Source organism: Actinoplanes sp. NPDC021490, assembly GCF_055562135.1.
The window spans coordinates 36,411-63,370 of the sequence record NZ_JBVHFW010000002.1; the positions used below are offsets into that span (position 1 = coordinate 36,411).

Genomic DNA, 26,960 nt, shown 5'->3' on the forward strand with positions numbered 1-26,960 from the left:
CTCCCGTGCTGAAACTGGTCGCCCGGCGGGCCCGCGCCCACTGGCCGCTGCTCACGTCGCTGCTGGCCACCCTCGTGATCGGCACGACCCTGCTGGGCACGAGCACGCTGCTGATCACCCGCACGTCGCAGCGCTCGCTCGAGGTCTCGGCGGCCCGCGCCGAACCGGACGACGTCGCCGTCACCGCCTACGTGGCCGGGGTGTCGGCGGCCGACGCCCGGTCGGTCGCGGCCGACACCCGCTCGGTTCTCACCACGGCCGTCGCGCCGTTCACGGCCACCACGGTGACCCGGGCGGCGTCGGTGATGCGGGAGCTGCCGATGGCCGGCGCGGACGGCGGGGGTTATCTGTCCGCCATCGAGGACCTGCCGGACCGGGCCGCGCTGGTGGCCGGCCGCTGGCCCCGCCCGGGCGCGTCCCCGGTCGAGGCGGCCGTCCTGCAGAGCACCGCACGGCTGCTCGGGCTGGAACCCGGCGATCGGGTCCGCCTCGGCAGCGAGATGGGCCGGGACCCCAACGGGCCGCTCGCCGTCACCGTGGTCGCCGTCGTCCGGCCGCTGCAGGACGCGGGCTGGGACCGCGACCCCCTGGGCGGGTCGGGCTACGACCCCGACCCGCTCGAGAGCACGTCGGCCCGGCCGGTGCACGCGTACGGGCCGTTCCTGATCGGCCTGGACCAGCTGCTGGCCGGCCGGTCCGCGCTCAGCCGCCTCGAGGTCTCGGCCCGCCCCGACCTGTCCGACCCGACCAGCCGCGACCTCGACCAGGTCACCGCCTCGCTGCTGCGGGCCGACCGCCGGCTGGACGGCACGCTGGGCGACCGCATCGAGGTCGAACGCGTGGCCTCCCCGCTGCCCGGCGTCCTGCTCAACGCGCGCCGGCAGCAGGAACTGACCTCCGGGGCGGTGCTGGCCATGGCGCTGATCGGCCTGCTGCTGACGGCGATCGCGCTCGCCCTGGCCGGCCGGCTGACCACCGGGGTCCGGGCCGGGGAAACGGATCTTCTCGCCGCGCTCGGCGCCAGCCGCCGGCAGTTCACCGGGGTGGCCGGGATCGAGGCCGGCGGAATCGCCCTGGTCGCCGTGGCGCTGGCCGTGCCCGGCTCGTCCCTGCTCTACGCCGGCCTGACCCGGGTGCCCCCGCTGTCCGGGGCCGGACTGACCGCCCCGGTCGTCGTGACCGGGATCCAGCTGCTGGTGGTGACGATCGCGGCCCTCGTCCTGGCCGCGATGCACATCCTGCTGGCCGCGCGGCCGGTCACCGTCACCCGCGACCGTCGCGAACTGCTCGCCCGCTCCGGTCTCGACCTGCTGCTCCTGGTGCTGGCCGTGGTCGGCTGGTGGCAGCTGCGGTCCCAGCCCACCGGGGCCGGCTATCGCGCCGATGCCGTACGGGTGCTGGCCCCTGCCCTGATCCTGGCGGCCGGGGCCGCGGTGGCGCTGCGGCTGCTGCCACCCCTGCTGCGGCTGGCCGAGCGGCTGGCCGGGCACGCACGCGGCTTCACCTGGGCGCTGGCCGCCTCCGGAGCCGCCCGGCGCCCCCAGGCCCTGGCCGCGGGCCTGCTGATCTGCCTGGGCTGCGCGGCCGCGACGTTCGGGACGGCGTTCGGCGCGACCTGGCAGACCAACCAGCGCGAGCAGGCCGACCTGTCCGTCGGCACCGACCTGGCCCTCACCCTCACCGCCGCGCCGCTGACCGGCCAGAGCACCGTGGTCCGCGACGCCACCGGCGGCACGGTCAGCCCGGTCGCCCGGCAGAACATCGTGGTCGGCCAGTGGCTCGGCGGTCCGGACGCGTCCCCGCGCCTGGTCGCCGTCGACACCCGGCAGACCGGCCTGCTGCGGGGCCGGCTCGACCAGGGCCGGGACTGGGCCGGGGTGACCCGCCCGCTGCGGCCCGCGGCCCCGGCGACCGGGGTGGCCATGCCCCGCGGCACCGCTCTCACGCTGACCGGAACGGCCACCGGCAGCAAGCCCATCCTCGTGACCCCGCAGCTGATGCTCCAGGACGAGAACGGCCTCCGGACCGGATGCCCGGCCGACCCGGCCCCGCTCGACGGCCGTCCGCACGCGGTGACCGGCTGCGCCCCGGTCGACGGCCTGCGGCTGGTCGGGGTGGCCCTGCCGATCTCGGGGGAGACGGAGGTGCAGAACGTGAGCGCCATCGACGTCACGCTGACCCTGCCCGGGGCGTCGGCCGCGCCCGAATGGTCCGTCCGGTCGGGTGACCCGTCGTCGAGCCAGCTCACCGCCGAGAAGGTCGCCCTCGACGGCCGGCGGCTGCGGCTCAGCGCCACCGTGAGCTTCGCCGACGCCGCGGCGTCCAGCCGCGTCCTGGTGGCCACGGCCTTCCCCGACCCCGGGCCGATGCCGGTTGTCGTCTCGGCCGGCCTGGCCCGCAACGTCGGCGCCCAGCGCGGATCCGAGCTGGCCTTCGCCGTCGACCAGACGGCCGTCCAGGCCGTGGTCAGCGACATCGTGCCCGATGTGCCGTCCGCCCCCGGGGCCGCGGCCGTGCTGGCCGACGTGGACTGGCTCGCGCGGGCCCTGGCCGTCAAGGGGAACGCGAACTCGCCCGTGACGGCGTGGTGGGTCGGCGACCCCGGCCGCGCCGACGCCGTGACGCGGGCCGGCGAGCTGCGGCTCGGACCGGTGACCACCCGGGCGGCCGAGACCGAACGGCTCACCGGCAGCCCGCTGCGGGCCTCCTACCCGGCCGTGCTGCGCATCCTGGTCGCCGCCGCGGTCGTCCTGCTGCTCGGCGGGGTGCTGCTCAACGTGGTCACCGACATGCAGGCCCGGGCGGTCGAGGTGGCCCGGCTGCGCGGCCTCGGGGTGTCGCGGCGGGACATCCGCACCGCGCTGATCGGCGAACACGCCGCGGTCCTGCTGCCTCTGCTGGCCGCGGGCGCCGTGGCCGGCGCCCTCACCTCCTACCTGATAGCGCCGCTGCTGATCCGTTCGGAGTCGGGCGCGGTCGCGATCCCGGCCGCGACGGCGCACTGGCCCTGGGGGGCCGAGGCCCTGCTGCTGGTCCTGCTGATCGCCGCCTGCGGCCTGGTCACCAGCGTCGCCGTCTTCGTGCAGGCCGGCCGGGCCGACGCCGCCCATCTGCGGGTGACCTCGTGACCGCCCTCCGGGCCCTGATCGCCCGCTTGCTCGCCACCCTGCGCGCTCAGCTCGGCCGGGGCCTGGCCGTTCTGCACTGGCCCAGCATCCGGGGGCGGGCCCGGGCCGACGCCGGGCCGCTGCTGCTGGTCGCCGGCGTCGTCACCGCCGTCGTCCTGCTGGCCGGCGCGACCCCGCCGCTGATCCGCCTGACCTCGGACGACGCCACCCGCGACGCGGTCCGCCGGGCCGCCGACGACGCCGCCGTCCGGGTGGAGTCGGAATGGGTCGACGACTACGGGCCGGCCGGCGGCCGCATGCGCATGCCGCAGCTGGCGGCCGACGTCGGCGATCTGGGCGGCCGCGCCGCCGACGAACTCGATCCCGGCCTGCGCTCGGCGCTACGCCCGCCGGTCACCACCGTCTCCAGCATCGCGCTGGCCATCACCGACGGCAGTGTCCAGCGCCGCCTGCAGCTGGAATATCTGATCAACCCGGCCGGCCCGCCCGCGGTCACCTGGATCGCCGGCCGCGCGCCCGGGGCCTCGACCACCGACAAGGACATCGAGATCCCGCTCAACGGCCCGCCGTGGCCGATCCAGGTGGGATTGTCGGAGGCCGACGCGGCCGCGCTCGGCGTGCGGCCCGGCGACCGGATCCCGGTGCAGGACGAGCGGCGCACCCCCTACAACGTACGGGTGACCGGGGTCTTCCGGCCCGTCGACGCCGCCGATCCCGCGTGGGCCCAGGCCCCGTGGGTGCTGAAACCGTCGGCCAACCGGGACGGCCTGGGGAGCACCCGCCTCGGGGCGCTGCTGTCGGCCGAGTCGCTGCCCGACGCCCGGCTCGCTCTGCGCACCGACCAGATGCGCCGCGTGGTCCGCTTCGACGCCGACCCCGAAACCCTCACCTGGGAGTCGGCGCAGGCCCTGGCCGCCTCCGTCGCCTCGCTCAAGGGCAGCTCGGCCGTCTCGGCCGAACGCGACCCGTCGTTCAAGTGGGCGACCCAGCTCGACAGCGTGCTGAGCGACCTGCGCGACCAGATCGCCACCACGTCGGCCCAGGCGTCCGTGCTGCTGATCGGGGTGCTGGCGGCCGCCCTGCTGGTCATCGCGCTCGCCGCCGACCTGCTCACCCGCCGCCGGGCGGGCGCCCTGACCACGGCCCGGCACCGGGGCGCCTCCCTGCCCGGGCTGGCCGCCGAACTGGCCATCGAGTCGGCCGCCGTCACCGTGCCCGCCGCCCTGCTCGGGCTCGTGCTCGCCGTCATCGTCACCGGCAGTGCCTCGCTGACCTGGGTGGTGCCTTTCGTGCTGGTCGCGATAGGTGCCGGCCCGGCCTTCGGAACACTCACGGCGGCCCGGGCCACCCGCGACCGCCGCGCCCCGGCCAACCGCAGCGCCCGCCGCTGGATCCGGCGCACCGGGCTGATCCGTCGTGTCGCGGCCGACGCGACGGTGGTGGCCCTGGCCGCGGCCTCGCTCGTCGCCCTGCGCCAGCGGGGCATCGTCGCCGGCACCGGGCGGGACGGCGCGCTGCCCGCCGCCGCGCCGGTGCTCTGCGCCCTGGCCGTCACCCTGCTGCTGGCCCGGCTGCTGCCCCTCGCCACCGGCGGCGTGCTGCGGCTCGCCCTGCGCTCGCGGCGCCCGATGGCGCTGTTCGGAGCGGCCCGGGCCGCCGCCACGTCCGCGCGCGCCCTGCCCGCCGTCGCCCTGACCACCGCCCTCGCCCTCGGGTCGTTCGCGGTCACCCTGTACGCCACCACCGAGCGCGGGCTGGCCGACGGCGCCTGGCAGACGACGGGGGCCGACGCGCGGCTCAAGCTCAGCTCCGAGTTCCGGGCCGGGGCGTCCGGGGTGGCCGAGCGGATAGCCGCCGCCCCCGGCGTCCGGCACGCGGTCGCGGCCGCGGTGAACGAGAACGCCCACTTCATCGCCGACGGCACCTCGGTCCCGGCCCGCCTGATCGTGGTCGACACCGCGGCGTTCGGACAGTTGCTCGCCGACACCCCGCTCCCGCCGCTGTCCGCCCCGGCGGGGCTGACGACCCGCGACGGCGGCACAGTGTCGGCCCTGGTGCGGACGGCCGACGGCAGCCTCTCCCCCGGCACCCGATTCCGGCTGCCGGTGGTGACCAACCAGGCGGTCGACCTCACCGCCGTCGGCCGGGCTCCCGTCCTGGGCGCCGGTGACGACGTGGTCATCATCGATGCGGCCGCGGCCAAGGCGGCCGGCCTGACGTTCGAGCCCAACACGATCTGGGTGACCGGTCCCGGCGCCGCCCAGGCGATCCGGACGGCCGGGGCCGACGGGCTGGTCACGGTCCGCTCCGAGGTGCTCGAGGAGCGCACGACGGCCCCGCTGACCTCCGCGCTGGCCCGCCTCTGCCTTCTCACGGCGGTGATCCTGCTGGTCCTGGGCCTGCTCGGCTTCGCGCTGGCGGCGGCCGCGAGCGCGCCCCCGCGGTGGGAGACCCTGGCCCGGCTGCGGACCCTGGGGCTGCGTCCCCGCGACACCCGCCGGGTCGCCGCGGGCGAGCTGATGCCCGCGCCGCTGTTCGCGGCCGTATTCGCGCCGGTGCTGGGCGCCCTGCTGGCCTGGCTCGCCCTCGGGCCGCTGGCGTTGCGTCTGCTGACCCGGCAGGCGTCCGACCCGGTGACCGTCACGCCGTGGTGGGCCCTCGAGGCGGCCACCGCGGCGGCTCTGGCGCTCGCCCTGGTCGCGATCGTGACGGCCGAGGCGGCGGCCCGCCGCCGTCGGCGCCTCGGCGAGACCCTGCGCGTCGGCGACAGCTGATCTCGTTGCCACGGCCCGCCCGGCGCGACCTCATCCGCGCGGGGTGACCGCCTCGACGGTGAACAGCATCGCCTGCTCGGGGGTGAGCAGGGCCGGCGGCAGACCGGTTTCGATCAGCAGGCGGCCCGGCAGCGTCACCTCGCCGGCGGCCAGCCAGGGCGGCGGGGCGTCCTGCAGGGCGTGCGGCGCGCCGCCCAGCGTCAGCGGCCGCACGGTGTAGTGCCGGCCGGGGTCCAGGCCCGGGAAGCGGACCGGCGCGGGGATCGCCGAACCGGGGGCGCGCAACGCCACCAGGGCATAGAGGGCCGTCCGCTGGTCGGCTGAGACGACGCCGTGGACGAGGCGTACGGGATCGTCGCCGTCGGACCGGACCACGGTTCCGCTGTGCAGCAGGGCCCGGTGCTGCTTGTACGCGGCCACCCACTCGGCGATCAGCGCCCGCTCGTCCGGGGTGGCCGTGGTCAGGTCCCACTCGATGCCGGCGTGCCCGAACAGCGAGGTGGCCAGGCGGAAGCTGAGCGCCCCGGACCGGCCGGTGATGTGGGCGACCGGCGCCCCGACGTGCGAGCCGAGGAACTCGGGCGGGATCAGCACGCTGGTCCAGCGCTGGATCTGCTGGCGTTCCAGGGCGTCGTTCGTGTCCGAGATCCAGAAGCGGTCGGCCAGGTCGAGGATGCCCAGGTCGATCCGGGCCCCGCCGGAGGCGCAGCTCTCGATCTCGACCGCGGGGAACCGCCGCCGCAGCTCGGCCAGCAGCCGGTAGAGCGCGGTCGTCTGGCGGTGGGCCGATCCTTCCTGCAGCAGGTCGCGGTTGTGGTCCCATTTGACGAAGGCGATGTCGTACGCCGTGAGCAGCGCGCTGATGGCCTCGAGCAGATGCTCGTACGCCGCGGGCACGGCCAGGTCGAGCGCCAGCTGATGCCGCCAGGTCGCCGCGTCCGGCCCGCCGAGGATCCAGCCGGGGTGGGGGCGGGCCAGGTCGGAGTCGGGCGAGACCATCTCCGGCTCGAGCCACAGCCCGAACTCCATGCCGCGCTCGTGCACGACCTCGATCAGCGGTCCGAGTCCGTCCGGCCAGCGCACCGGGTCGACCGTCCAGTCGCCGAGCGCGCGCCGGTCGTCGGTGCGGCCGGTGAACCAGCCGTCGTCGAGCACGAACCGTTCGACCCCGACCGAGGCGGCCGCGTCGGCCAGCGCGGTCAGGCGCTCCAGCGAGTGGTCGAAATAGACGGCCTCCCAGGTGTTGAGCACCACCGGGCGGGGCCGCAGCGGCGCCCGGCGCGAGCGGATCCAGTCGTGCAGCCGCCGGGACAGCCCGTCGATGCCCTGAGCCGACCACACCGCGACGGTCCACGGCGTGGTGTATTCGCCGCCGGGGGTCAGCCGCACCTCGCCCGGGGCGAGCAGTTCCGCCGCGCCGAGCACAGTCGCGCCGAGCGGCTGCCGTTCCGCCCAGAGCTGCTTGTCGCCGCTCCAGGCCAGGTGCACGGCCCACACCTCACCCGCGGAGAACGTGAAGCCGGGCGTGCCGAGCATCATCACGTACGGGTCGTCGTGCCCGGGCCGGCCGTGCCGGGTCTCGCGCGTCCAGGCCCCATGGCGCAGCGGGGTGCGTTGCGGCTGCCGCTCGTACGCCCACAGGCCCGCGAAGTCGAGCACCTCGGCCGCCCGCTCGGGCACGGGCAGCAGCACGCCGAGCGACCCCAGCTCGAAGTCGGCGTCGCCGGTGTTGGTCACGGTGTGCCGCATCCGCAGCACGCCCTGCGCGCTCAGCTCGATCTCCGTGGTCAGCGCGAGCGCCTCGGCCGACAGCGCAATAAGAACCGAGTCGGGCGACGGCTGCGAAACCTCGGTCAGCCGCCACCGGGGCCGGCCGGGAGAGCCGGAGAAGGCGGGCCGCCCGCTCCAGCCGTCGCCGAGGGTGGGCAGCAGCGACAGCCGCGGCGGCGTGTCGAGCGAGCTGGGCGGGACGGCCGGAACGGCGGCCGAGGCGTACGCAGCCAGGTCGTCCCCGGTGAGGTGGCCGAGGCCGGCTCCCCAGTGCAGGACGGCGGGCGGCTGCGGGCCGCGGGCGTCCAGCACGAGGCTGGCGCCTGCGGCCTGCAGGTGGATCAGCAACGCGGGTTACTCCTTGACCGGGATGGCCTGGGACTTGAGGGTCTCGATCGTCGACTTCCGGGCGGCCGTCAGGGCGTCGACGAGGGTGCCCCGGCCGGACACCGCCGCCTTGAACCCGTCCGACGCGCTGGTGTAGGTCGAGGTCATCGTGGGTCCCCAGGTGAAGTCGGGCGTCACCTGGGTGGAGGCCTCGGCGAAGACCTCGTAGATCTTCTGGCCACCATAGAACTCGACCGGGTCGGCCAGGTACGAATACTTGGTTCCGGCGGTCGTGGCCGGATAGAGCTGGGCCTCGGCGTTGAGCAGGCCGAGCGCCTCCTCGCTGGTGTTCAGCCACAGGGCGAACTGCGCGGCCTCGTACGGGTGCTTGCTGTTCTTGAAGATTGCGGTGGCCGAGCCGCCCCAGTTGCCGGCGATGTTCTCGCCCGCGCTCCACTGCGGCATCGGCGCGACCCGCCACTTGCCGGCCGTCCGCGGCGCCCCGCTCATGATCGAGTTGGCTCCCCAGACCGCCGACACCCAGGTCCAGGCCGAGTTCGAGTTGTAGGCGTTGTCCCACTCGGTGGTCCACGGCGGGACCGTCGAGACCAGCTTCTTGCTGATCAGGTTCTGCCAGTAGTCGGCTACCTTCCTGGTCTTGTCGTCGGTCAGGTCGACCGTCCACTGCTGGCCGTCGTTGGCGAACCAGCGTCCGCCGGCCTGCCAGGCGAAGCCCGCGAACTGGTTGATGTCGCTCTGCGAGAAGTTGGTGATGTAGCCGCCGGCCGCCTTGACCTTTTCGGCCGCCGCCGCGTACTCCTCCCAGGTCTTGGGCACCGGGATGCCGTTCTTCCCGAACAGGTCGGCCCGGTAGAACAGCGCCATCGGGCCGGAGTCCTGCGGGATGCCCCAGGCCGACTTCGGGTCGCCGAAGCTGACCTGGTTCCACGTCCAACCGATGAACTGGTCCTTGGCCTTGGCCACGATGTCGCAACTGGCGACGTCAAAGAGCCCGTCCTGGACGCGGAAGCTGGGCAGGGCGTCGTACTCGATGTGGCCGAGGTCCGGGGTGTTGCCCGCCTTGAGCTGATTGAAGAAGTTCTGGTAGGTGCCGCCGTTGCCGTTGGGGCCGGTCTGCACCTTGACCTGGATGTTGGGGTTCTTGTCGTTCCAGGCCTTCACCACCTTCTCGATCCCGGGGATCCAGGTGGTGTAGGTGAGGGTGACCGGGCCCGACGACGGCGCGCAGGACGCCGCGGCGGTGGTGGTGGTCCCGGGTTCGTCGCCGCCCGAGCCGCACGCCGACAGGGCGAGGACCGATATCACGGCGGCGGCTATCGATTTACGCATCTCGTGTCCTTTACTTGACGGCGCCGGCACCCAGGCCGTTGCGCCAGAACCGTTGGAGGAGAAGGAACGCGACCACCAGGGGCGTGATCGAGAGCAGGGCGCCGACGATCACCAGTCCGCGCAGTTCGGGGATCTGGTTGACCTGGGTGTTCCAGGTGTAGAGGCCGAGGGTGACCGGGAACAGCCGCTCGTCGCTGAGCATGATCAGCGGGAGCAGGAAGTTGTTCCAGACGGCGACGAAGTGGAACAGGAAGATGGTGACCAGGGCCGGGACCATCAGCCGGGTGGACACCTGGAAGAACGTGCGGATCTCGCCCGAGCCGTCGATGCGGGCCGCCTCGAGCAGGTCGTCGGGGACGCTCGCGGTGGCGTAGATGCGGGCCAGATAGACGCCGAACGGGTTGACCAGGCTGGGCAGGAACACCGCCCAGAACGTGTTGGTCGCGTCGACCCGGCTGAACATCAGGAACAGCGGGAGGGCGAGGGCGGTGGCCGGCACCAGCACGCCGCTGAGCACGACGTTGAAGAGCAGCTCGCGCCCCCGGAACCGGTACTTGGCCAGCGCGTAGCCGCACATCGCGGCCAGGACGGTGCCGATCAGGGCGGCGCCGCCGGTGTAGAGGACGCTGTTGAGCATCCAGCGGAGAAAGACCCCGTCCCGGTACGCGATCAGGTCGCCGATGTTGGCGAACAGGTCGAAGCGGGCGAACCACAGCGGGTCCGTGCTGGTGAACTGGTCCGCGCCCTTGCTCGCGCCGACGAACAGCCACCAGATCGGCACCAGGAAATAGAGCGTGCAGACGGCCATGACGAGCATGGGCACGACCCGCTGCCGGGCCGGCGTCGCCGCCGCCGGGGCGGTCACTGGGCACCTCCCTTGCGCTGGGTGGCCCGCAGGAACACGAAGGACAGCACGAACGTCGTCAGCGCGAGCACGACCGAGAACGCGGCGGCCAGGTTGAAGTTCGGGATGGACGACGTCGAATACACGGTCAGGTTGGGCGTGTACGTGCTCGACACCGCCGAGGAGAAGCTGCGGAACACCTGCGGCTCGGCCAGCAGCTGCAGTGTGCCGATGATCGAGAAGACGGTGGTCAGCACGATGGCCGGCATGACGAGCGGGATCTTGATGGACCAGGCGATCCGGGCCGGGCCCGCCCCGTCGAGCCGCGCTGCCTCGTACACCTCGGACGGGATGGCCAGCAGGGCCGAATAGATGATCAGCATGTTGTAGCCGACGTAGACCCAGGTCACGACGTTGGCCATGGCCCAGAGCACGAGGTCGGCGGACAGGAAGTCGATGGCGCTCGTCACCGGCCGCAGCGGCGACAGCGTGGGCGAGTAGAGGAAGCCCCACATGATCGCGGCGATGACACCCGGGACCGCGTACGGGACGAAGAAGGCCAGGCGGAAGAAGCGGCGCCCCTTGACCAGGCCCGAATCGAGCAGCAGGGCCAGCAGCAGCGCGAGGCCGAGCATGACCGGCACCTGCACGACGCCGAAGACCAGCACCCGGCCGATCGACGTCCAGAACGCGCCGTCGGCGAAGACGCGCTCGTACTGCGCGAACCCGCCGAAGACCTCGCGGGCCGGTCCGAACGTGCCGGTGCGCTCGACGGTGTAGAGCGACTGCGCGATCGCGTATCCGATCGGGAGCAGATAGAACAGGATGAACAGGATCCCGAACGGCGCCACGAAGAACGGGACGGCTCGTCCGTGGCGGATCGGCTGTCCGCGGCGTGCGACGGTCTGAGTCATGCGTCCTCCCGGACGACGCGGACCGCACCCGCGGGCACGAGCACCGACCCGGTGACGGACCGGCCGGTCACCAGTTCGGCTCCGCTGATCGGGTGCTCGATGTCCTTGCCGCCGTGGTTGACGACGAAGACGTAGCTGCGCCCGTCGCCGCGGCGGCGGACGATCTCGAGGTCGCCGTCGCCGGTCCCCCGGTCGCCCACCGCCTGCCGCAGCACGTCGCGCAGGCCGGCCGGTTCCAGCGCCGTGGCGACGTACCAGGCCAGCCCGGATCCGTGCTGATTGCGGGTGACGGCCGGCTTCCCGTCGGCGTACGCCTCGACGACCTCGGCGGTCGTGCAGCGCAGCCGCTCGGTCCACACCGTGGCCCGGCCGCCCCCGGCCAGCGGAACCTCCTGCCCCGGCAGCAGCGGGGCGAACTCCTCGCTGACCACGCCGAGCAGCTCGCGGAACGCGCCCGGGTAGCCGCCGAGGCGTACGCGGTCATCGGGGTCGACAATGCCGCTGTAGAACGTGATCACGGCCCGCCCGCCGTCCCGCACGTAGTCCGCGACCGCGGCCGCCTCGGCGTCGGAGACCATGTGCAGGCAGGGCACGATCGCCGCCCGGTACCGGCCGAGATCGCTGCCGGGGGCGACGATGTCGGCGGTCACGCCCAGCTCGCGCAGCGCCCGGTAGACCGCGTGCACCTGGTCGAGGTAAAGCACGTCCTGCGAGGGCCGGGCCTCGGTCTCGGTGGCCCACCACGATTCCCAGCTGAAGACGATCGCGGTGTCGGCCTCGACGGTCGTGCCCCGCACGGGCGCGAGCTTGCCGAGGGTGGCGGAGAGCTCGAGGACCTCGCGCCAGGCCTCGGTGTCGGTTCCGGCGTGCGGCAGCATCGCGGAGTGGAACTTTTCCGCGCCCTGGGCCGACGCCCGCCACTGGAAGAAGCAGATCGCGTCGGCGCCGCGGGCCACGTGGGTGAGCGCGTTACGCAGCAGCTGCCCGCGCTCGCGGGCCAGGTTGTAGGGCTGCCAGTTGACCGCCCCGGTGGCCGTCTCCATCAGAATCCACGGCTGCCCGCCGGCCAGCCCGCGGGTCAGGTCGGCCGCGAAGGACAGTTCGGCCGCCGGATCGGGCAGGCGGTGGTCGAGATAGTGGTCGTTGGCCACGACGTCCATGTCCGCGGCCCACGACCAGTAGTCCTGGTTGCGGATGTGCGCGGTGACCATGAAGTTCGTCGTGATCGGGGCCGTCGAGTGCCGCCGGAGGACCGCCGCCTCGGCGCGGTAGTAGTCGAGCAGCGCGTCCGAGGAGAACCGCTGGAATTCGACGATCTGGGCCGGGTTGCGCACCGACAGGGCCCGGCGCGGCGGCTGCACCTCGTCGAAGCTCGCGTACCGCTGACTCCAGAAGGCGGTGCCCCAGGCCTTGTTGAGGGCCTCGATCGTGCCGTGCCGGCGTTCGAGCCAGACCCGGAACGCCGCGGCGCTGACCTCGCAGTAGCAGAGGGCGTTGTGACAACCCAGCTCGTTGGACACATGCCAGAGGGCCAGGGCCGGGTGGTCGCCGTACCGGGCAGCGACCTGCTCGACCAGGCGCAGCGCGTGCTCGCGGAAGATCGGCGAGCTCGGGCAGAACGCCTGGCGCCCGCCCGGATAGCGCGTGGTGCCGTCGGCGGCGACCGGCAGAACCGACGGGTGCCGGCTGGTCAGCCACGGCGGGGCGCTGGCCGTGCCGGTGCCCAGGTTGAGCCGGATGCCGCTCCCGTGCAGCAGGCCGACAATCTCGTCGAGCGCGGCGAAGTCGTACTCCCCCGGCCGCGGCTCGAGGCTCGACCATCCGAAGACGTTGACGGCGGCCAGCCCGACGCCGGCCTCGCGCATGAGGGCCATGTCGGCCCGCCAGACCTCCGGCGGCCACTGCTCGTAGTTGTAGTCGCAGCCGAGCCCGATGCCCGGAACGGGCAGGGCGAACGGACGTCGCAGCATCGGCTTCCTCCCATGTGTGCACGTGCACACATTGCGCCGCGAAGACCCGCCGATGACGAATGTGTGAACGGGCACACACTAGGCACGGCCCAGTCAGCCGGTCAAGAGCGCCGTACAGTGTTGGCCGTGACCGGGCCCAGGAAAGCGCGCCGCGCCACCGTGCATGACGTGGCCGCGGCCGCCGGGGTGTCCCGGGGCACGGTCAACCGGGTGCTCAACGGCGGTTACGTGTCGGCCGACGCCCGGGCCGCGATCGAGGCCGCCATCGCCGAGGTCGGCTATGTGCCCAACCGCGCGGCCAGCCAACTCGCCCGGCAGCGCTCGCAGGCGGTCGGCTTCCTCGCCCTCGAACCGCATTCGCTGCTGCTGGAAGACCCCAACATCGGCGCGATCATGCTCGGGGCCAACGCGGTGCTGTCACTGGCCGACCACCAGATGGTCAGCCTGGTCATCGACTCCGACCGCGACATGCAGCGGGTCGGGCGCTATCTCAGCGGCGGTTTCGTCGACGGCGCGATCATCGTGTCGGCCCGCTCGCACGACCCGATCACCCGGCTGATCGCCGAGATCGGCCTGCCCGCGACGTTCGTGGGTCACCCGCCCGACCTCGACCGCAGCATCCCGTTCGTCGGCATCGACAACATCGGCTCGGCCCGGGCCGTGACCCAGCGGCTCCTCGACACCGGCCGCAAACGAATCGGCATGGTCGCGGCCGCGCTCGACCGTGACTCCGGGGCCGACCGTCTCACCGGCTTCAAGCAGGCGCTGGGCGACCGGTTCGACCCCGGCCTGGTCGCCGACGTGCCGCTCTACGACTACGCGTACGGGGTGAAGGGCATGCGGGCGCTGCTCGACCGGGAACCGGAGCTGGACGGGGTGTTCGCCGCCTCGGACGCGGTGGCCGCCGGCGCGCTCGAAACGCTGCGCGAGGCGGGCCGCCGCGTGCCCGAGGACGTCGGCCTGGTCGGTTTCGACGACAGCTCGTGGGCGCTGCGCACCCAGCCGCCGCTGTCCACGGTTCACCAGCCGGCCGGCGAGATAGGGCGGCACGCCGCCGAGTCGGTGCTGCGCCAGATCGCCGGCGACCCGGTGGAGCCGAGCGTGCTCCTCGACTCCCCCGTGGTCTGGCGTCAGTCGGCCTAGGCGACTGACTCTGAACGGTCTAGTGCCCGATCCCGGGGGTGTAGAGGTCGTCCTCGGTGACAACCGGGGCGATGTCGTCCTCAGGGCGGCCGACCCGCGCGGCCGAGCCGAACATCGCGCCACGGGCCGGGCGCACCGGGGCGAAGGTGGCGAAGCCCCGGCGCTGGGGGATGTCGTCGTAGACCGCCTCCATGCCGCCGCGCAGCAGGTAGGTCTCGTGCCAGAAGCCGGTGCCGCCGCTGTCGCGCAGGAACTCGCGCCACCACAGGCGGTGCGGCTCGGAGCGGGCCCAGGCCAGCAGCGTGGGCAGGTCCCGCCAGTACTGGCAGATGCCGAGGTGCATGGGGAACAACGACCAGAGCAGCGGCTCGTGCGCGAGCAGCCCCTCCGGCTTGTCGCCCGAACGGTCGATCCGCGGACCGCGGGCCATCAGGGTGCGCAGGCCGTAGAGCCGGTTGACGCGCATACCCAAATAGACCACCACCAGGTCGGGATAGGACGACAGGTCGACGGTCTCTCGATTGACGCGGCTCAGCATCGCCGGATCTCCTTCCGGTCAGCAATCCTCCGCCTCGTTGCTGTCTTACCCTGCCACTGTCCCGCTGTCTATCCGGTAGCTGAACCACCTCACCGATCTGATCCGCGCCGATCGCCACCGGTCACGATCCCGCCGGCGGCGACTCGACCGCGGCCGGCGAGCGCTGGCCCACTTGCGCAGCCGGTCGTCACCGGCCTTCGTCGTGCACCGGTACGGCTTGCCCTTCTTCGACACCCCACCGGCGCCCTTGGCCGAGCGGAAGGCGCCAGGCGTGACGATCCTCCCGGATGCAGCCTCGGTGGTCGGCCGCGGTTTCGGCCCGGTTGTCGTCGGCCGCGGCTCAGGCTTCTACGTCGTCGGCTTGGGCCGCACGGTGGTGCGCGACGGCGGGGGGCCGGCCGTTCGGGTCGCGGTCGGGATCGCCGTCCGGCCGAGCATTACCGTCGGCTCACGCCACTAGGGCAGTTTCGTCAGGGCGGCCTCCACCGCCTCCGACGACAGGGAATGGTCGACCATGTCGCCCGACAGGAATTTCCCGTACGCGGGAAGGTCCAAATGCCCGTGCCCGCAGAGCGCCGTCAGAATCACCTTTTCCTCACCGGTTTCCTTGCACCGCAGCGCCTCCTCGATGCAGGCGGCCAGCGCGTGCGTGGGTTCCGGGGCGGGAATGATGCCCTCGGAGCGGGCGAAGGCCACCCCGGCCTCGAAGCATTCCCGTTGCGTCTTGGAAATGGCCTCCATCAGGCCCAGTTCGTAGACGTGCGAGATGAGCGGGGCCATTCCGTGATAGCGCAGGCCGCCCGCGTGAATGGGATCCGGGATGAAGTCGTGGCCCAGCGTGTGCATCTTCATCAGCGGTGTCAATCCGGCGGTGTCCCCGAAGTCGTACGCGTAAACGCCTTTGGTCAGCGACGGGCAGGACGCCGGCTCGACCGCGCGCACCACGGGGGACATTTTGCCGGCCAGCTTCTCGCGCAGGAACGGGAAGGCGAGCCCGGCGAAGTTGGAGCCGCCACCCGTGCAGCCGACGATCACGTCCGGCACCGCGCCGACCTTGGCCAGCTGCAGCAGCGCCTCCTCACCGATCACGGTCTGGTGCAGCAGCACGTGGTTGAGCACGCTGCCGAGCGCGTAGTTCGTGTCGGGGTGCTGCGCGGCCACCTCGACCGCCTCACTGATCGCGATGCCGAGCGAGCCGGGCGAGTCCGGATCCTCGGCGAGCACCTTGCGCCCGGCCTCGGTCAGCTCCGAGGGCGACGGATGGACGGTGCCACCGAACGTCTCGATCATCATTTTCCGGTACGGCTTCTGGTCGTACGAGGCCCGCACCTGCCAGATCTCGCACTCGATCCCGAACTGGGCCGCGGCGAAGGACAGGGCGGTCCCCCACTGCCCGGCGCCGGTCTCGGTGGTGAGCCGCCGGATGCCGGCCGACGCGTTGTAGTACGCCTGCGGGACCGCGGTGTTCGGCTTGTGCGAGCCGGCCGGCGACACCCCCTCGTACTTGTAATAGATCTTGGCCGGGGTGCCGAGCGCCTTCTCGAGGCGGTGCGCGCGATACAGCGGCGACGGGCGCCACAGGCGGTAGACCTCGAGCACCTCCTCGGGGATGGTCACGTACCGCTCGGTGGTCACCTCCTGCTCGATCAGCGCCATCGGGAACAGCGGCGCGAGATCGTCCGGCCCGATCGGCTGCCGCGTCCCGGGGTGCAGCACGGGCGGCGGCGGGCTCGGCAGATCCGGCACGATGTTGTACCAGCTGCGCGGCATCTCCTCTTCGGACAGCAGGATCTTGGTCGCGGCGTCATCGCTCATCGCCCGATCATCAACCATCCTCCCGCCCCGGCGGGATACCCTGACGCGAAGTTCAGACTTGCGGGCCATCCAGTCAACAGTTGTTTACATAGCGTACGCTGATCGGGTGACCTCCAGCCCCGTGAAGCGCCGGGACGCGAACCGCACGCGCCAGCTGCTTCTCGAAGCCGCCCGCAACCGCTTCGCCGGTGTGGGTTACGCCGCCACCACCGTACGCGAGATCGCCGACGATGCCGGGGTCAACGTGGCCCTGATCAACCGCTACTTCAGCTCGAAGGAGGGCCTGTTCGAGGCCTGCCTGACCAGCGCCGTCGAAGACATGCGGCGCACCGCCGGCGGGGCCCGTCTCGACGAGGTCGCCGAACGCATCGTCGAACAGCTCACCGGCATCGACTCCGGCGGCTTCCCGCGCCAGCTCGTGCTGCTGCTCCGCTCCTCCGGCGACGCCCGCGCCGACGAGATCCGCGTCGGCATGCTGCGGACCTTCGCCGAAAAACTGGCCGTCCTGGCCGGCTGGGAGGACGGCGACGACGCGCTCCTGCTGCGGGCCCAGGTCACCATCGCCGCCTCGCTCGGCATCGCCCTGCTGCGCTCCAACACCCGGCTCGAGCCACTCGCTTCGGCCGGCCGCGACGACCTGCTCGGCCCGGTCACCGACTTGATCAGCGCGGTCCTTCAACAACAGACCCCACCGCAGACGTACGCGTAGTCGCCTGCGGCAACCGCACCGGGCCGGAACCGGGGGTGCCCGCGGCCGCCGCGGTGGGTCCGGGCCATAGCGCGCAACCGGGATGTTCCCGGTGGTCACCCTCCGGATCCGGTCCCTATGCTCGGTTGATGATTCGCCCGCTCGTGGTCGCGCCCATGGCCGGCGGCCCGTCGACCCCGTCCCTGGTCAACGCGGCCACCCAGGCCGGCGCGACCGGTTTCCTGGCCGCCGGCTACAAGACGCCGCCACAGGTCGAGGCCGAGCTCCGGGCCGTACACGGCGAGTACGGGCTCAACATCTTCGTGCCCGGCGCGCCGCCCACCGACGTGGACGCGCTCAACCGGTACCGCGATCTGCTGCAGGCCGAGGCCGCCCGTTACGCAGTCGAACTCCCACCGCTCCGGCTCGACGACGACGACCACTTCGCGGCCAAGGTCGAGCTGGCCATGACGTACGTCGTCCCGCTCGTCAGCTTCACCTTCGGCGTGCCGGACCGCTCGGTCGTGGCCGCCCTGCAGAACGCCGGATCCCAGGTGCTGATCACGGTCACGTCCGCCGCCGAGGCTCGTCGCGCCCTGACCGTCGAGCCCGACGCCCTGATCGCCCAGGGCGGCCCGGCCGGCGGCCACTCGGCCACCACGACCCCAGCCACCTTCCGCGGCGAGGTCCCCACCATCGACGTCCTCAACGCAGTCAAGTCCACCATCCCGGCCGCAGCAGCCGGCATCCCAGTCGTAGCCGCGGCCGCAGCAGCCGGCGTCCCAGTCGTAGCCGCGGGCGGCGTGGCCGCCCGGGCCGACGTCGAAGCCCTGCTCACCGCAGGTGCGGTCGCCGTCCAATGCGGAACGGCCTTCCTCCTGGCCGACGAGGCCGGCACCCGCTCCGCCCAGCGCGACTTCATGCTCACCTACCCCACCACCGCCACCGTGATCACCCGGGCCTTCACCGGCCACCCGGCCCGAGCGCTGCGCAACCGCTTCACCGACACCTACACCGAGGCCGCCCCCATCGGCTACCCCGCCATCCATCACCTAACGGCCCCTCTCCGCGCCGCCGCCGCTGCCGCCGGCGACCCCGAGGGCCTCAACCTCTGGGCCGGCACCGGTTTCCGTTCCGCCCGTGCCGGCCCAGCCGCCGACCTGATAGACAGGTTGATGCCCGATTCCCGGTCGTAGGCGCGTTTCGCGACAGGGGTCGGCCCTGCAGCGAGGTCCGGGCTTCGTCGCGGAAGGCCGGCCACCGGTGTTGTAACCGGCCTTCCGCGTGATGCTCACAGGTGGCATCTGGACCCGGACACGCGCGTCGCGGGAGGACAGCCACCTGTGCTTCCCGGGCCGCTCACAGGAGCAATCTGGACCCGGCGCGGGCCGGCCATGAGACGCCCCGCGTCGCGCAAGGACGACCACCGGCGTTGGCAACCAGCCCTTCGCAGGACGCTCACAAACCCAATCAAGACCCGGCCCGGGTCGGGTCCAATCTTGAAACGCCCGCGTCGCGAAGGAGAGCCACCGGCGTTGCAACCAGCCCTCCGCGGGACGCTCGCAGACGCAATCTGGACCCGGCGCGACCGGCCATGAAACGCCCGCGTCGCGGAAGGCCGGCCACTGGCGTTGTACCCGGCCTTCGGCGGGACGCTCGCGGCAGAAGCTGGTTCTTGGCGCGGGTCCGTCCAGTCATGAAACGCGCCTCGCGGCGGCCGAAGTGTCGTACCCGGGTGTTAAGACTTCGCCATGGACATACGCGAGGCGGCGCAACAGTGGGCGGATGCGTGGCGGGCGGGGTGGCCGGCGCAGGACGTGGAGCTCATAGCCCGGCGGCAGGCGGCGGACGGCGACCACTACGCCTCGATGTTCCGGCCCTATCGTGGGCGCGACGGGCTGCGGGCCTACCTGACGGAGTGCTTCGCCGAGGAGACGCGACCGGCCGAGGTGTGGTTCGCCGATCCGCTGGTCGACGGGGACACGGCCACGGTGGAGTACTGGGCGGTCACCTATCCGCAGGACGCGCCGCTGACCATTTCCGGCTGCACGGTCCTGCGCTTCGACGCCGCTGGTCTCGTCGCCCAGGCCCGCGACTATTCGCACGTCCGTGCGGGCCGGCATCCCCGGCCCCAATAGCGCTGCCGCCATCGCTCTGGCCGCGATCAAGGCTGATCAGCACCCGGCCGCGGACCAGCGGTTGGTCGCTGTGGAAGCCCTCGCGGTCGACGTCAGTGCCGAATTGGCGTCCGGCGCGCCGGGCGGGGTGGCGAAAATTGGAAAACAGGTTCACGATGTGCGACAACAACTTTCCCCCTGACCCCGTGGGCCGCCTCGATCCCCCGTGAGAGGCGGCCCACGGTGGCTTTCACTCGCGGATGGTCATGCGCGCGACCCGGTCGCCGTCGATCGTAAACGTGAAGTGGCTCGGGCCGTTGAACCCGTTGCCGCCCACCGCGGCGGTGATCGTCGTTTCGTTGCCGTGCCGTCGCACGTCCTCGACCGTCAGGCTGACCTGCTTGCCGATGAACTCGTTGTCGCTCCACCGGCGGATCGCCTCGGCGCCGTGGAACTCGCGGCCCCAGTCGTCGACCACACCGCCGTCCGTGAAACGACCCAGAAAGCCGTCGATGTCGTGGGCGTTGGCCGCGTCGAGCAGCCGCCGGGCCGCTTCGTCCAGTTCATCCATCAAGGGACTCCTTCCGTCAGGCCTGTTCCATGACCGGACCCGATCGCGGCAGGCCCCGTCGTGACACACACCTTAGGTTGATCACGTGAACCTCGAGATGACCGCCGATGCCGCCGCCCGGGCATGGTTGGACGCCATCCGGATGCTGGCCGGCACCCAGCAGAACGGCTACTTCGCGTCGACCGCCGCGGGCACCGCCGAGTTCCGGACCTGCGCTCCGTTTCCCGCTCTCAACGGCATAGCTTCCATCACCCGTACGCCCTCAGCGCCCGAGATCTCGAAGTTCTCCGACTCGCCACACCTGCTAGAGGTCCCGTGGACCATCCACGTGCGCGGAGACGCCGTCAACGCCGAAATTCTGGCCGTAGCCGACGATCACGGCCTGGCCAAGCGACTCGCCCTCCCGCTGATGGTCCGCCCGTTGACCGCAGCCGACGCCAACTCCCCGACCGACGTCAACTCCCCGGCCCACTCCGGCGCCCGGAACGGCGCCAATTCCCAGGCCGATGCCAGCCCCCCGGCCGCCGCCGACTCCCCAGCTGACGTCAGCGTCCCGGTTGCTCGCCGCATCACCGTCGCGGATCGCCTCGCCTACCAGCGCACGATCGCCGCCGGATTCGAAGCCCCCGAACCGCTGTTCGCCGTCTTCGCCGAACCGGCCGTGTTCGAACTCCCGGCGGCCCGCGCCTACCTCGTCGAGGCGGACGGCGTACCGGTCGCCGCCTCGTTCGGAATCGTCACGGACGACATGGCCGGCGTCTTCAACGTCGCCGTCCCGCCACCGTTCCGCCGCCGGGGATACGGCCGTCTGGCCACCGCGGCCGTCCTGCGGGACGCCTACCAGGCCGGAGTGCGCACGGCCTTCCTGCACTCCTCACCCGAGGGCATGCCGCTTTACCTCGGGATGGGCTTCACGCTGGCCGAGAACTGGACGGTGTTCGCGGCCGGCCACTAGGCGTTTCACAACTGAGGCAGAGTCACATTTCGCCTGCGTGTGACTCCCGGACGGCCCCAGGGCATGTTTCGTGGCCGGATCGGCCTACGGCGAGGTCCAGGTTTCGTCTACGGGTGGCTGCGTGTGGTCGGCGGAAGGCACGCTACCGGTGTCGTAAGCGGCCTTTCGCGGGCAGACGACTCTGCGTCCGGCGCGGGCCGGGACCAGCTATGGAAACCCGGCTCACTTGACGAGCGTCAGACCCGGACGGCGAGGTTCGTCTCGGCGGCGGCCCAGCAGACGCCGTACGCCCCGGACCGCCAGAACGGCGAGCAGCACCGCCGCGGCGTCGCGCAGCGCCACGTAGCCCGCTTCGCCGAAGCCCAGGTCCGTGTTGATGACCTTGTGCAGCACCGCCCCGGACACTCCGGCCAGACCCGCGGCGCCGGCCAGGCGGGCCAGGGCGGGCCCGGGGCGGCGGAAACGGTCGCCGTGGCCGAGCCAGTAGCCGGGCAGCCAGCGGTCGAACAACCACGCGAACAGCAGAGCCGGGACGACCTGGGGTACCGCCTGCACGAACGAGTGCAGCAGACCGTCGCCGTTGCCGGGGGCGAGCACGGCCAGGACGGACAGCGCGATGACGTCGAGGTTGCGGTAGCCGTAGCGGGCCTGGGCCACGAGCCACAGCGCGGCGACCACGGCGGCGTGCCAGAGCAGGCGTACGCCCGCGTCCGACGAGGCCGTGGCCAGGCCGGCCCACGTGGCCAGCAGGTAGAGCGCGCCGAAGCCGGCGGTCCGGAACGCGTATCGGGTCAGGCTCACGCTGCACCTCGGGGGGTAGGTGCCGACAGGGCCTGTCTGATCGGCACACCGCCCGCCCGGTTGAGGATTTCAGTCGCGTACGCCCGAACCGCTCTTGACCGGCTCTCGCAGCTGCACCGGGGGCTTGGCCCGGGCTGCCCGCTCGCACTCCTCGCCGACGATCGCGAGGAAGCGGCGTTCCTTGCGGGTGCCCTTGGACGACCAGGCGCTGCCGACCCGGCGCCACCACGAGCGCGCCTCGGCGTTGGCGAACAGGTCCTCGAGGTTGAAGCGGAGGGCCTTCTCGTCGAGCTTGCCGATGTGCCAGAGCGTGTTCCAGTGGGCCATCCACAAGCTCATGCCGATGGCGGTCTTGCGCTCGTCGGACTGGGGCCGGTCGGTGGCGTTGTAGTCGAGCTCCGGATGGTCGAGCATCAGCTTGATCAGCTCGAAGTGCCGCTCGCGGACGTCGACGGCCTGAGCGGTGCGCGCCTGCTGTTGCTGCACCACGATGGCGATCGCGACGGCGAGTAGTGCGGCAATCGACACGACTGTTGGTAGATCGGTCATCATCACTCTCTGTTCCTTGTGCGCCGCTCCGGCCTGGGTCAGGGGGCCGCGTGCAGGAGGGCGCTGACGATCAGGGCGCGTGGTTTCCCGGTAGCTCTCACGTGGACGTATCCATCGACAACGCAGTCTTGCACCGGGAGTACGTGAGCAGTTGCGATGTATTCCGTACCGGACAGAGGCGTGTCCCGGTCGCTCGCTCGGAGTATTGTCAGGGCCGCCGTGATGTGCATGCGCAGGTCACGATGCATAGGCCTCCGTGCGTAGGACCGCTTGTCCATGCGGAAACCATTGCCCGTCAGGCTGATGAACCCACCTTCTGTCGCCGTCACCGCCGATAACGGCGAACACGAAAAACCCCTCAATCCGCGGCAAATGCCGACATCCGACCGTGGGGAACACGGCTGTTCCAGCCCGACGGCCGACCGCCCGGACGAGCCCCTGAACCCCTGGCCGGACGCCCCGGGGCGACGAGATCGACCGCCCTCCGGCACACCGGCTCGGACCGGCCCGTGTCTGATCAAGGACAGAACAGCGCCCGGTCACCCACCCGGCAGCCGGACGCCGCTGTGCGCGGCCGCCGAGGCGGACCCGGCTCGATCGCGGCGGAGAAGCCAGGCGTGAGCAACAGCAGCACCCCGGCGGGCGGTCGCCGAAGCGCCGTTTCGCTCCCTGTTTGTTCCGAGTTTGGCAAGGGTCCGGACCGAAATTGTCGGCCTGGACCGATCTCTCTACATGGATGTAACAAGGACGTAACGGAGGCTTGACCCGGCCGGACCGTACCAAGCATGTTTGCGTTCACCAAAGACTCGTGGGACCTCTCCGCAAAGGACGAACAACGCATGCAGACACGTCCTGCGCCGCCCAGTTCCCGCGGCCGCGACCACCGCTCCCCCGTCATCGGCGTGGTCGCGCAGAACACCACCCTGTACGGCCCGGCCGGCATGGTCCAGGCGATCGGCGACGCCAGCCTCGACGCCGATCTGCCGGTCACCATCGGGCACGTCTCCGGATCGGACTCGGTCGCCGCCTCCCGCCGCCTCGTCCGCCGGCTCACCGGCCAGGGCATCGCCGGTCTCATCGTGATCGCCCCGGTCGACGCCGCGGCCGACATGCTCGAGGCGGTGCCCGCGGGCCTGCCCGTGGTCACCGTGGACGGCCCGCCCGGCTGCCCGGCCCCGAACGTCTCGGTCGACCAGCACGCGGGCGGGGTCCTGGCCACGCGTCACCTGCTGGCCAACGGCCACCGTACGGTCTGGCACGTCGCCGGCCCCGAGCAGTGGCACGGCAGCCGCGCCCGTGAAGCCGGCTGGCGGGCCGCGCTGGCCGAGGCCGGGGTGCCGGCCCCGCCGACCGTGCGCGCCGACTGGTCGGCCGCGTCCGGTTACCGCTGCGGCAAGCTGCTGGCCGAGAATCCGTCGTGCACCGCCGTCTTCGCGGCCAACGACGACATCGCGCTCGGCGTGATGCGGGCGATGGCCGAGCGCGGCCGCCGCATCCCCGAGGACGTGAGCGTGGTCGGCTTCGACGACGTGCCCGAGGCCGGATACACGTGCCCCGGCCTCACCACCGTCCGTCAGGAGTTCGCCGACGTCGGCCGGGAGGCCCTGCGCCTACTGCTCGACCAGCTCGGCTCGGGCCGGCCCACCGGCGAGTCCGTACGCTTGAACCCGGTGCTCATGCCCCGCGGCACCGTCACGACGAGGCCGGCGCGCGAACGTCACTGAGCACGTCGTAAAGCCCCGTCCGTCAGTTCCGGGCATGGGATTCTTTCTGCTGCCGGTCCTGGCTTTCGTGCTGTGGGAGTTCCCCAGCATGGTCGCCATGTCGGTTCACAAATTCATCTGCGCGCGCACCGGCGGAAGCTTCGAGGAGCAGTTCGCCGGCGTGTGGCCGTACCGGCTGATCGGCATGTTCACGTTCTGGCCGGGCCTGCTCATCACCGGCGCCCTGGCCGCCGAGGCCGGCCCCCAGGTGGCAACCGTGGTGGTCGGCCTCGAGGCGCTGGCCACGATCACGCTGCTGATCTGGGCCCGGACCAGCGACCGCGGGGCGTGACCGATCATGCCCACCGACCGCGAACGCCGCGAGCAGCACGCCGCCTGGGTCCGTGACGGCCGCCCGTCCCCCTTCAGCAACATCGGCTGCGGGGGCTGCTTCTGGATCCTGGCGGCCGTTTTCGCCTTCGGCATGCTCATCATGATCTGCAGCAGCGGCGGCCTGTCCGGCCGATAGCCCCACAGCCCGGATCCGGACCTCACGCCGGCAGCCGGTGGCTCACATCGTGGCGCCGGCCGCTTGCAAACTGCGCAGCGTCTCCAGTGCCGTCGAGGCCGTCATGGAGGGCGGGTCGAACGCGCCGAGGCCGAGACCGCCGACGTCTATCGCACCCATGGACCAGTCGGGGAAAAGACGTCCGCCGGCGTCCTCGAACGCGACCAGAGTGACTCGGCCGTGCCGCTGGTCCTGGGCGATGGCCAGAAACTTGCGACTGACCGCCTCCCGCGAACCCTCGAGGCATTGCAGGAACCAGCGCCGGTCGAAGGCGAGGACTCCGGTGATCCCCTCACTTCGGTTGCCCTCCCGCGCCTCATCGAGGATCCGGAGAACCCCTTGCACCCCGACGTCGCGTTCCTCACTGAAGTAGATCAAGCGACTGAGCATCACCATCTCACCGTAACCTCGCGAACCGAACCGATTGGGCATTTCGGTCTGTATCCGCGACTGCCCGGCCGCGCGAGCCGTCCGGGAAAGAATTCCACCTGATCCGCTCAGCCGCAGGAACCACTGTGCCCGATCGGTCCGTCAGGTCGCCTGAATCGGCCATTGATTCCATGGTGGGCCGCGGCGAAGACTGGCGGCTCGGGCAGCATGACGGCGGGGTGTGGGATTGACCGAGTTCATCGTCGGCGAATCCGTCCTGATGGACGAACCGCTCTCCGACTACGACGCCCTGCGGGTGTTCTTCCAGCTGGCCGACGAGCGTGGTCATCTCGCCCCCTCGGTCGTCGTCGACGACGAAGGTCAAGTGCTGACCCATCGGCACTACTCCGACCGGGCCGGCGCTGTGCACGAGAGCGCGGGCGCCTGGGCGTTCTGCCGTCAGCCGTTGCCCGAGGCCCTGGGTGTGACCGAGGGTGCCGGGTGGGTCCGGCAGCATGCGCCGCATCTGCTGCTGCGGCACAGCGTGCCGTATCCCTTCGAGCCCATCTTCAGCTACCAGCCGTATCTGCAGCGGTTCGGCTCGGACACCCCCATCACGTTGCCGCCGGTGGCCAACGCGGCGGCGATCGCGATCTCTCCGGACGGGATGCGGGTCTGCGTTCTGGAGGAGCGGGCCCGGGGTGGGTACGCGGTTCACGAGTACGAGCTGGGCCTCGGTGTGCAACGGCTCGTGGCCACGTTCCCGGCCGGGGCGGCCTGGTTCCTGACCGATGTGGCCTACGGGCCGGACGGCCGGTGGGTGCTGGTCACCGGCGGTGGCCGGGCCTGCCTGGTCCATCTGTCCGACGGTCTGGTGGTGCCGATTCCGATCGGCGCTCAAACTGCCGCCTGGAATCCCCGTCAGGGACCGAATGCCCTGCTGCTGATGTCCACGGACCAGGCCGGCGGGCGCCTCCTGGTCCAGCACTACGACGTCGCGACCGAGGAGCTCCAGGTACGGTCGGCCATCGACTCGTCCGACGGGCGGCCCCTCGACGTACGGGAAATGGCGGTCTCCTCGGACGAACTTGCTCTGGTCATAGCGCCGGTCGGAGCAGTAGGCATGGATCATGCTCCACGCGGAGGCGCCGGGGTGGGCGCCGTGGTCGACATCGATCGCGGCACGATCGACCCCATCTCGGCCGCCCGGTTCAAGACAGGGCAGGTCAGCCGCCGGCACGGCAATCCACGTTGGTGCGAGCGGCCGGTGCGGGTCGCCGGCAACACGACACCGCATCCGCGCCTGATGGAGCGCGGCCGGACGCAGCGCGACGAGCAAGCACCGCCCCTGGAGCGCTGGCAACCGATCCCGGAGGCGATCCTCCGGGCCTGGCGCAACGGCTCGGTCCCGCACGGCACGCTGGCCCAGGAATTCATCCAGTTCGTCCTCAGCTGCGACGACCTCCGGGAGGGGATGCTGCGGCAGCTCTCCGAACTCGGCCGCGGTCACAGCACACCGAGACTGGTGCGGCAGCGCATCAGCGACTCGCGGCGGCTCTGGGCTCCCGTCCCGGCCGATCCGCCGCCGGCCGCCGACACGCTGCCACCGGTCGTGCCGGCCGCGGTGGACCGGCTGATCGAGGCCCGGGACAGCGCCGAAGCGGCCTCCGCGGCCCGTGAGCTCGTCGCCGCCGCACCCGGCGAACCGTGGCCGTGGCTGCAGGAACAGAGCTCACGAGCGTTGAGCGGCGGCTCGTACGAGACCGCGGCACGGATCGCCTTGGCCTCCATCCGGTGGCACGTGCATCATGCGGCCGCGGACTGGTCGCTGCCCCGCATCAGCGGCCTGGGCACCGCCGCTCGCGACACAGCCACGCGCCTGTACGTGAACGGCTTCACAGCGTGCACCCACCTGCCCGAGCGGCAGGAGATCGCGCGCATCGGCGACGAACTCCATGACGGCGAATCGGTGCGGGAGGCTTGCCACCGCCAGCTCCGTCAGCTGCGCTACGAGGCCGTCACCACTGGAACGCCGCCATGGCCTCCCTGATCACGGCGCTGCGTTC

Annotated in this window: 23 protein-coding genes; 12 read left to right on the forward strand and 11 right to left on the reverse strand. The window is 72.0% G+C overall.

Features of this window, described 5'->3' with window-relative positions; all coding sequences use genetic code 11:
* Positions 1–5 precede the first annotated feature (5 nt).
* Positions 6–3,128 carry an FtsX-like permease family protein gene (locus ACZ3I4_RS04720; RefSeq protein WP_465380494.1) on the forward strand — a complete coding sequence of 1,041 codons (3,123 nt, stop codon included), beginning with the start codon at positions 6–8 and terminating at the stop codon, positions 3,126–3,128.
* Positions 3,125–5,902, forward strand: a complete 2,778-nt coding sequence (locus ACZ3I4_RS04725; RefSeq protein ID WP_465380495.1) for an FtsX-like permease family protein — start codon at positions 3,125–3,127, stop codon at positions 5,900–5,902. The genes ACZ3I4_RS04720 and ACZ3I4_RS04725 overlap by 4 nt, the downstream gene beginning before the upstream one ends.
* A gap of 30 nt (positions 5,903–5,932) precedes the next feature.
* Here the strand turns inward: ACZ3I4_RS04725 and ACZ3I4_RS04730 are convergent, their stop codons facing one another.
* The 5 genes from ACZ3I4_RS04730 to ACZ3I4_RS04750 are packed head-to-tail and all read right to left on the reverse strand — an operon-like array spanning position 5,933 to position 13,077.
* Positions 5,933–8,020, reverse strand: a complete 2,088-nt coding sequence (locus ACZ3I4_RS04730) for an alpha-galactosidase (RefSeq protein WP_465380496.1) — start codon at positions 8,018–8,020, stop codon at positions 5,933–5,935.
* Positions 8,021–8,026: 6 nt separating this feature from the next.
* Entirely contained in the window at positions 8,027–9,349 is a 1,323-nt protein-coding gene (locus ACZ3I4_RS04735; protein ID WP_465380497.1) for an ABC transporter substrate-binding protein, read from the reverse strand.
* A 10-nt stretch (positions 9,350–9,359) separates the two neighbouring features.
* Entirely contained in the window at positions 9,360–10,214 is an 855-nt protein-coding gene (locus ACZ3I4_RS04740) for a carbohydrate ABC transporter permease (RefSeq protein WP_465380498.1), read from the reverse strand.
* Complete coding sequence (locus tag ACZ3I4_RS04745; protein WP_465380499.1) at positions 10,211–11,107, reverse strand: carbohydrate ABC transporter permease; 897 nt, start codon at positions 11,105–11,107, stop codon at positions 10,211–10,213. Before ACZ3I4_RS04745 ends, ACZ3I4_RS04740 begins: the two co-directional genes overlap by 4 nt.
* A complete protein-coding gene (locus ACZ3I4_RS04750; RefSeq protein ID WP_465380500.1) occupies positions 11,104–13,077 on the reverse strand; it encodes a beta-galactosidase in 1,974 nt (657 codons plus the stop codon). The genes ACZ3I4_RS04745 and ACZ3I4_RS04750 overlap by 4 nt, the downstream gene beginning before the upstream one ends.
* Positions 13,078–13,203: 126 nt before the next feature.
* Between ACZ3I4_RS04750 and ACZ3I4_RS04755 the strand changes: the two genes are divergently transcribed.
* Positions 13,204–14,220, forward strand: coding sequence for a LacI family DNA-binding transcriptional regulator (locus ACZ3I4_RS04755; protein WP_465380501.1), 1,017 nt, complete (start codon positions 13,204–13,206; stop codon positions 14,218–14,220).
* A gap of 19 nt (positions 14,221–14,239) precedes the next feature.
* Here the strand turns inward: ACZ3I4_RS04755 and ACZ3I4_RS04760 are convergent, their stop codons facing one another.
* Positions 14,240–14,758 carry a monooxygenase family protein gene (locus ACZ3I4_RS04760; protein WP_465380502.1) on the reverse strand — a complete coding sequence of 173 codons (519 nt, stop codon included), beginning with the start codon at positions 14,756–14,758 and terminating at the stop codon, positions 14,240–14,242.
* A gap of 271 nt (positions 14,759–15,029) precedes the next feature.
* Here ACZ3I4_RS04760 and ACZ3I4_RS04765 point away from each other — a divergent pair, with 271 nt between their 5' ends.
* Entirely contained in the window at positions 15,030–15,218 is a 189-nt protein-coding gene (locus tag ACZ3I4_RS04765) for a hypothetical protein (RefSeq protein WP_465380503.1), read from the forward strand.
* On the opposite strand, the gene ACZ3I4_RS04770 is transcribed toward ACZ3I4_RS04765, so the two are convergent.
* Entirely contained in the window at positions 15,215–16,573 is a 1,359-nt protein-coding gene (locus ACZ3I4_RS04770; protein WP_465380504.1) for a TrpB-like pyridoxal phosphate-dependent enzyme, read from the reverse strand. The two genes, ACZ3I4_RS04765 and ACZ3I4_RS04770, sit on opposite strands and share 4 nt — an antisense overlap.
* 106 nt (positions 16,574–16,679) lie before the next feature.
* Between ACZ3I4_RS04770 and ACZ3I4_RS04775 the strand changes: the two genes are divergently transcribed.
* From ACZ3I4_RS04775 to ACZ3I4_RS04785, 3 genes are all read left to right on the forward strand, one after another.
* Positions 16,680–17,282, forward strand: coding sequence for a TetR/AcrR family transcriptional regulator (locus ACZ3I4_RS04775; RefSeq protein WP_465380505.1), 603 nt, complete (start codon positions 16,680–16,682; stop codon positions 17,280–17,282).
* A 128-nt stretch (positions 17,283–17,410) separates the two neighbouring features.
* On the forward strand, positions 17,411–18,457 hold the full coding sequence (locus ACZ3I4_RS04780) for a nitronate monooxygenase (RefSeq protein ID WP_465380506.1): 1,047 nt from the start codon (positions 17,411–17,413) through the stop codon (positions 18,455–18,457).
* 555 nt (positions 18,458–19,012) lie between these two features.
* Positions 19,013–19,399, forward strand: a complete 387-nt coding sequence (locus tag ACZ3I4_RS04785; protein WP_465380507.1) for a nuclear transport factor 2 family protein — start codon at positions 19,013–19,015, stop codon at positions 19,397–19,399.
* Between the two features lie 229 nt (positions 19,400–19,628).
* On the opposite strand, the gene ACZ3I4_RS04790 is transcribed toward ACZ3I4_RS04785, so the two are convergent.
* Complete coding sequence (locus ACZ3I4_RS04790) at positions 19,629–19,949, reverse strand: nuclear transport factor 2 family protein (protein ID WP_465380508.1); 321 nt, start codon at positions 19,947–19,949, stop codon at positions 19,629–19,631.
* A gap of 85 nt (positions 19,950–20,034) precedes the next feature.
* Here ACZ3I4_RS04790 and ACZ3I4_RS04795 point away from each other — a divergent pair, with 85 nt between their 5' ends.
* Positions 20,035–20,904 (forward strand): GNAT family N-acetyltransferase, encoded by an 870-nt coding sequence (locus ACZ3I4_RS04795; RefSeq protein ID WP_465380509.1) that lies wholly within the window; start codon positions 20,035–20,037, stop codon positions 20,902–20,904.
* Positions 20,905–21,126: 222 nt separating this feature from the next.
* Here the strand turns inward: ACZ3I4_RS04795 and ACZ3I4_RS04800 are convergent, their stop codons facing one another.
* Positions 21,127–21,705, reverse strand: a complete 579-nt coding sequence (locus ACZ3I4_RS04800; RefSeq protein WP_465380510.1) for a hypothetical protein — start codon at positions 21,703–21,705, stop codon at positions 21,127–21,129.
* Positions 21,706–21,774: 69 nt separating this feature from the next.
* Positions 21,775–22,254 carry a DUF6082 family protein gene (locus ACZ3I4_RS04805; protein ID WP_465380511.1) on the reverse strand — a complete coding sequence of 160 codons (480 nt, stop codon included), beginning with the start codon at positions 22,252–22,254 and terminating at the stop codon, positions 21,775–21,777.
* A gap of 839 nt (positions 22,255–23,093) precedes the next feature.
* On the opposite strand from ACZ3I4_RS04805, the gene ACZ3I4_RS04810 reads away from it, so the two are divergent.
* The 3 genes from ACZ3I4_RS04810 to ACZ3I4_RS04820 are packed head-to-tail and all read left to right on the forward strand — an operon-like array spanning position 23,094 to position 24,486.
* Positions 23,094–23,978, forward strand: coding sequence for a substrate-binding domain-containing protein (locus ACZ3I4_RS04810; protein ID WP_465380512.1), 885 nt, complete (start codon positions 23,094–23,096; stop codon positions 23,976–23,978).
* 34 nt (positions 23,979–24,012) lie between these two features.
* A complete protein-coding gene (locus tag ACZ3I4_RS04815) occupies positions 24,013–24,309 on the forward strand; it encodes a hypothetical protein (RefSeq protein ID WP_465380513.1) in 297 nt (98 codons plus the stop codon).
* A gap of 6 nt (positions 24,310–24,315) precedes the next feature.
* On the forward strand, positions 24,316–24,486 hold the full coding sequence (locus ACZ3I4_RS04820) for a hypothetical protein (protein WP_465380514.1): 171 nt from the start codon (positions 24,316–24,318) through the stop codon (positions 24,484–24,486).
* Between the two features lie 42 nt (positions 24,487–24,528).
* Here ACZ3I4_RS04820 and ACZ3I4_RS04825 read toward each other — a convergent pair whose 3' ends face one another.
* Positions 24,529–24,957 (reverse strand): BLUF domain-containing protein, encoded by a 429-nt coding sequence (locus ACZ3I4_RS04825; RefSeq protein ID WP_465380515.1) that lies wholly within the window; start codon positions 24,955–24,957, stop codon positions 24,529–24,531.
* A gap of 184 nt (positions 24,958–25,141) precedes the next feature.
* Between ACZ3I4_RS04825 and ACZ3I4_RS04830 the strand changes: the two genes are divergently transcribed.
* On the forward strand, positions 25,142–26,944 hold the full coding sequence (locus tag ACZ3I4_RS04830) for a YncE family protein (RefSeq protein WP_465380516.1): 1,803 nt from the start codon (positions 25,142–25,144) through the stop codon (positions 26,942–26,944).
* The last annotated feature ends 16 nt before the right edge of the window (positions 26,945–26,960 follow it).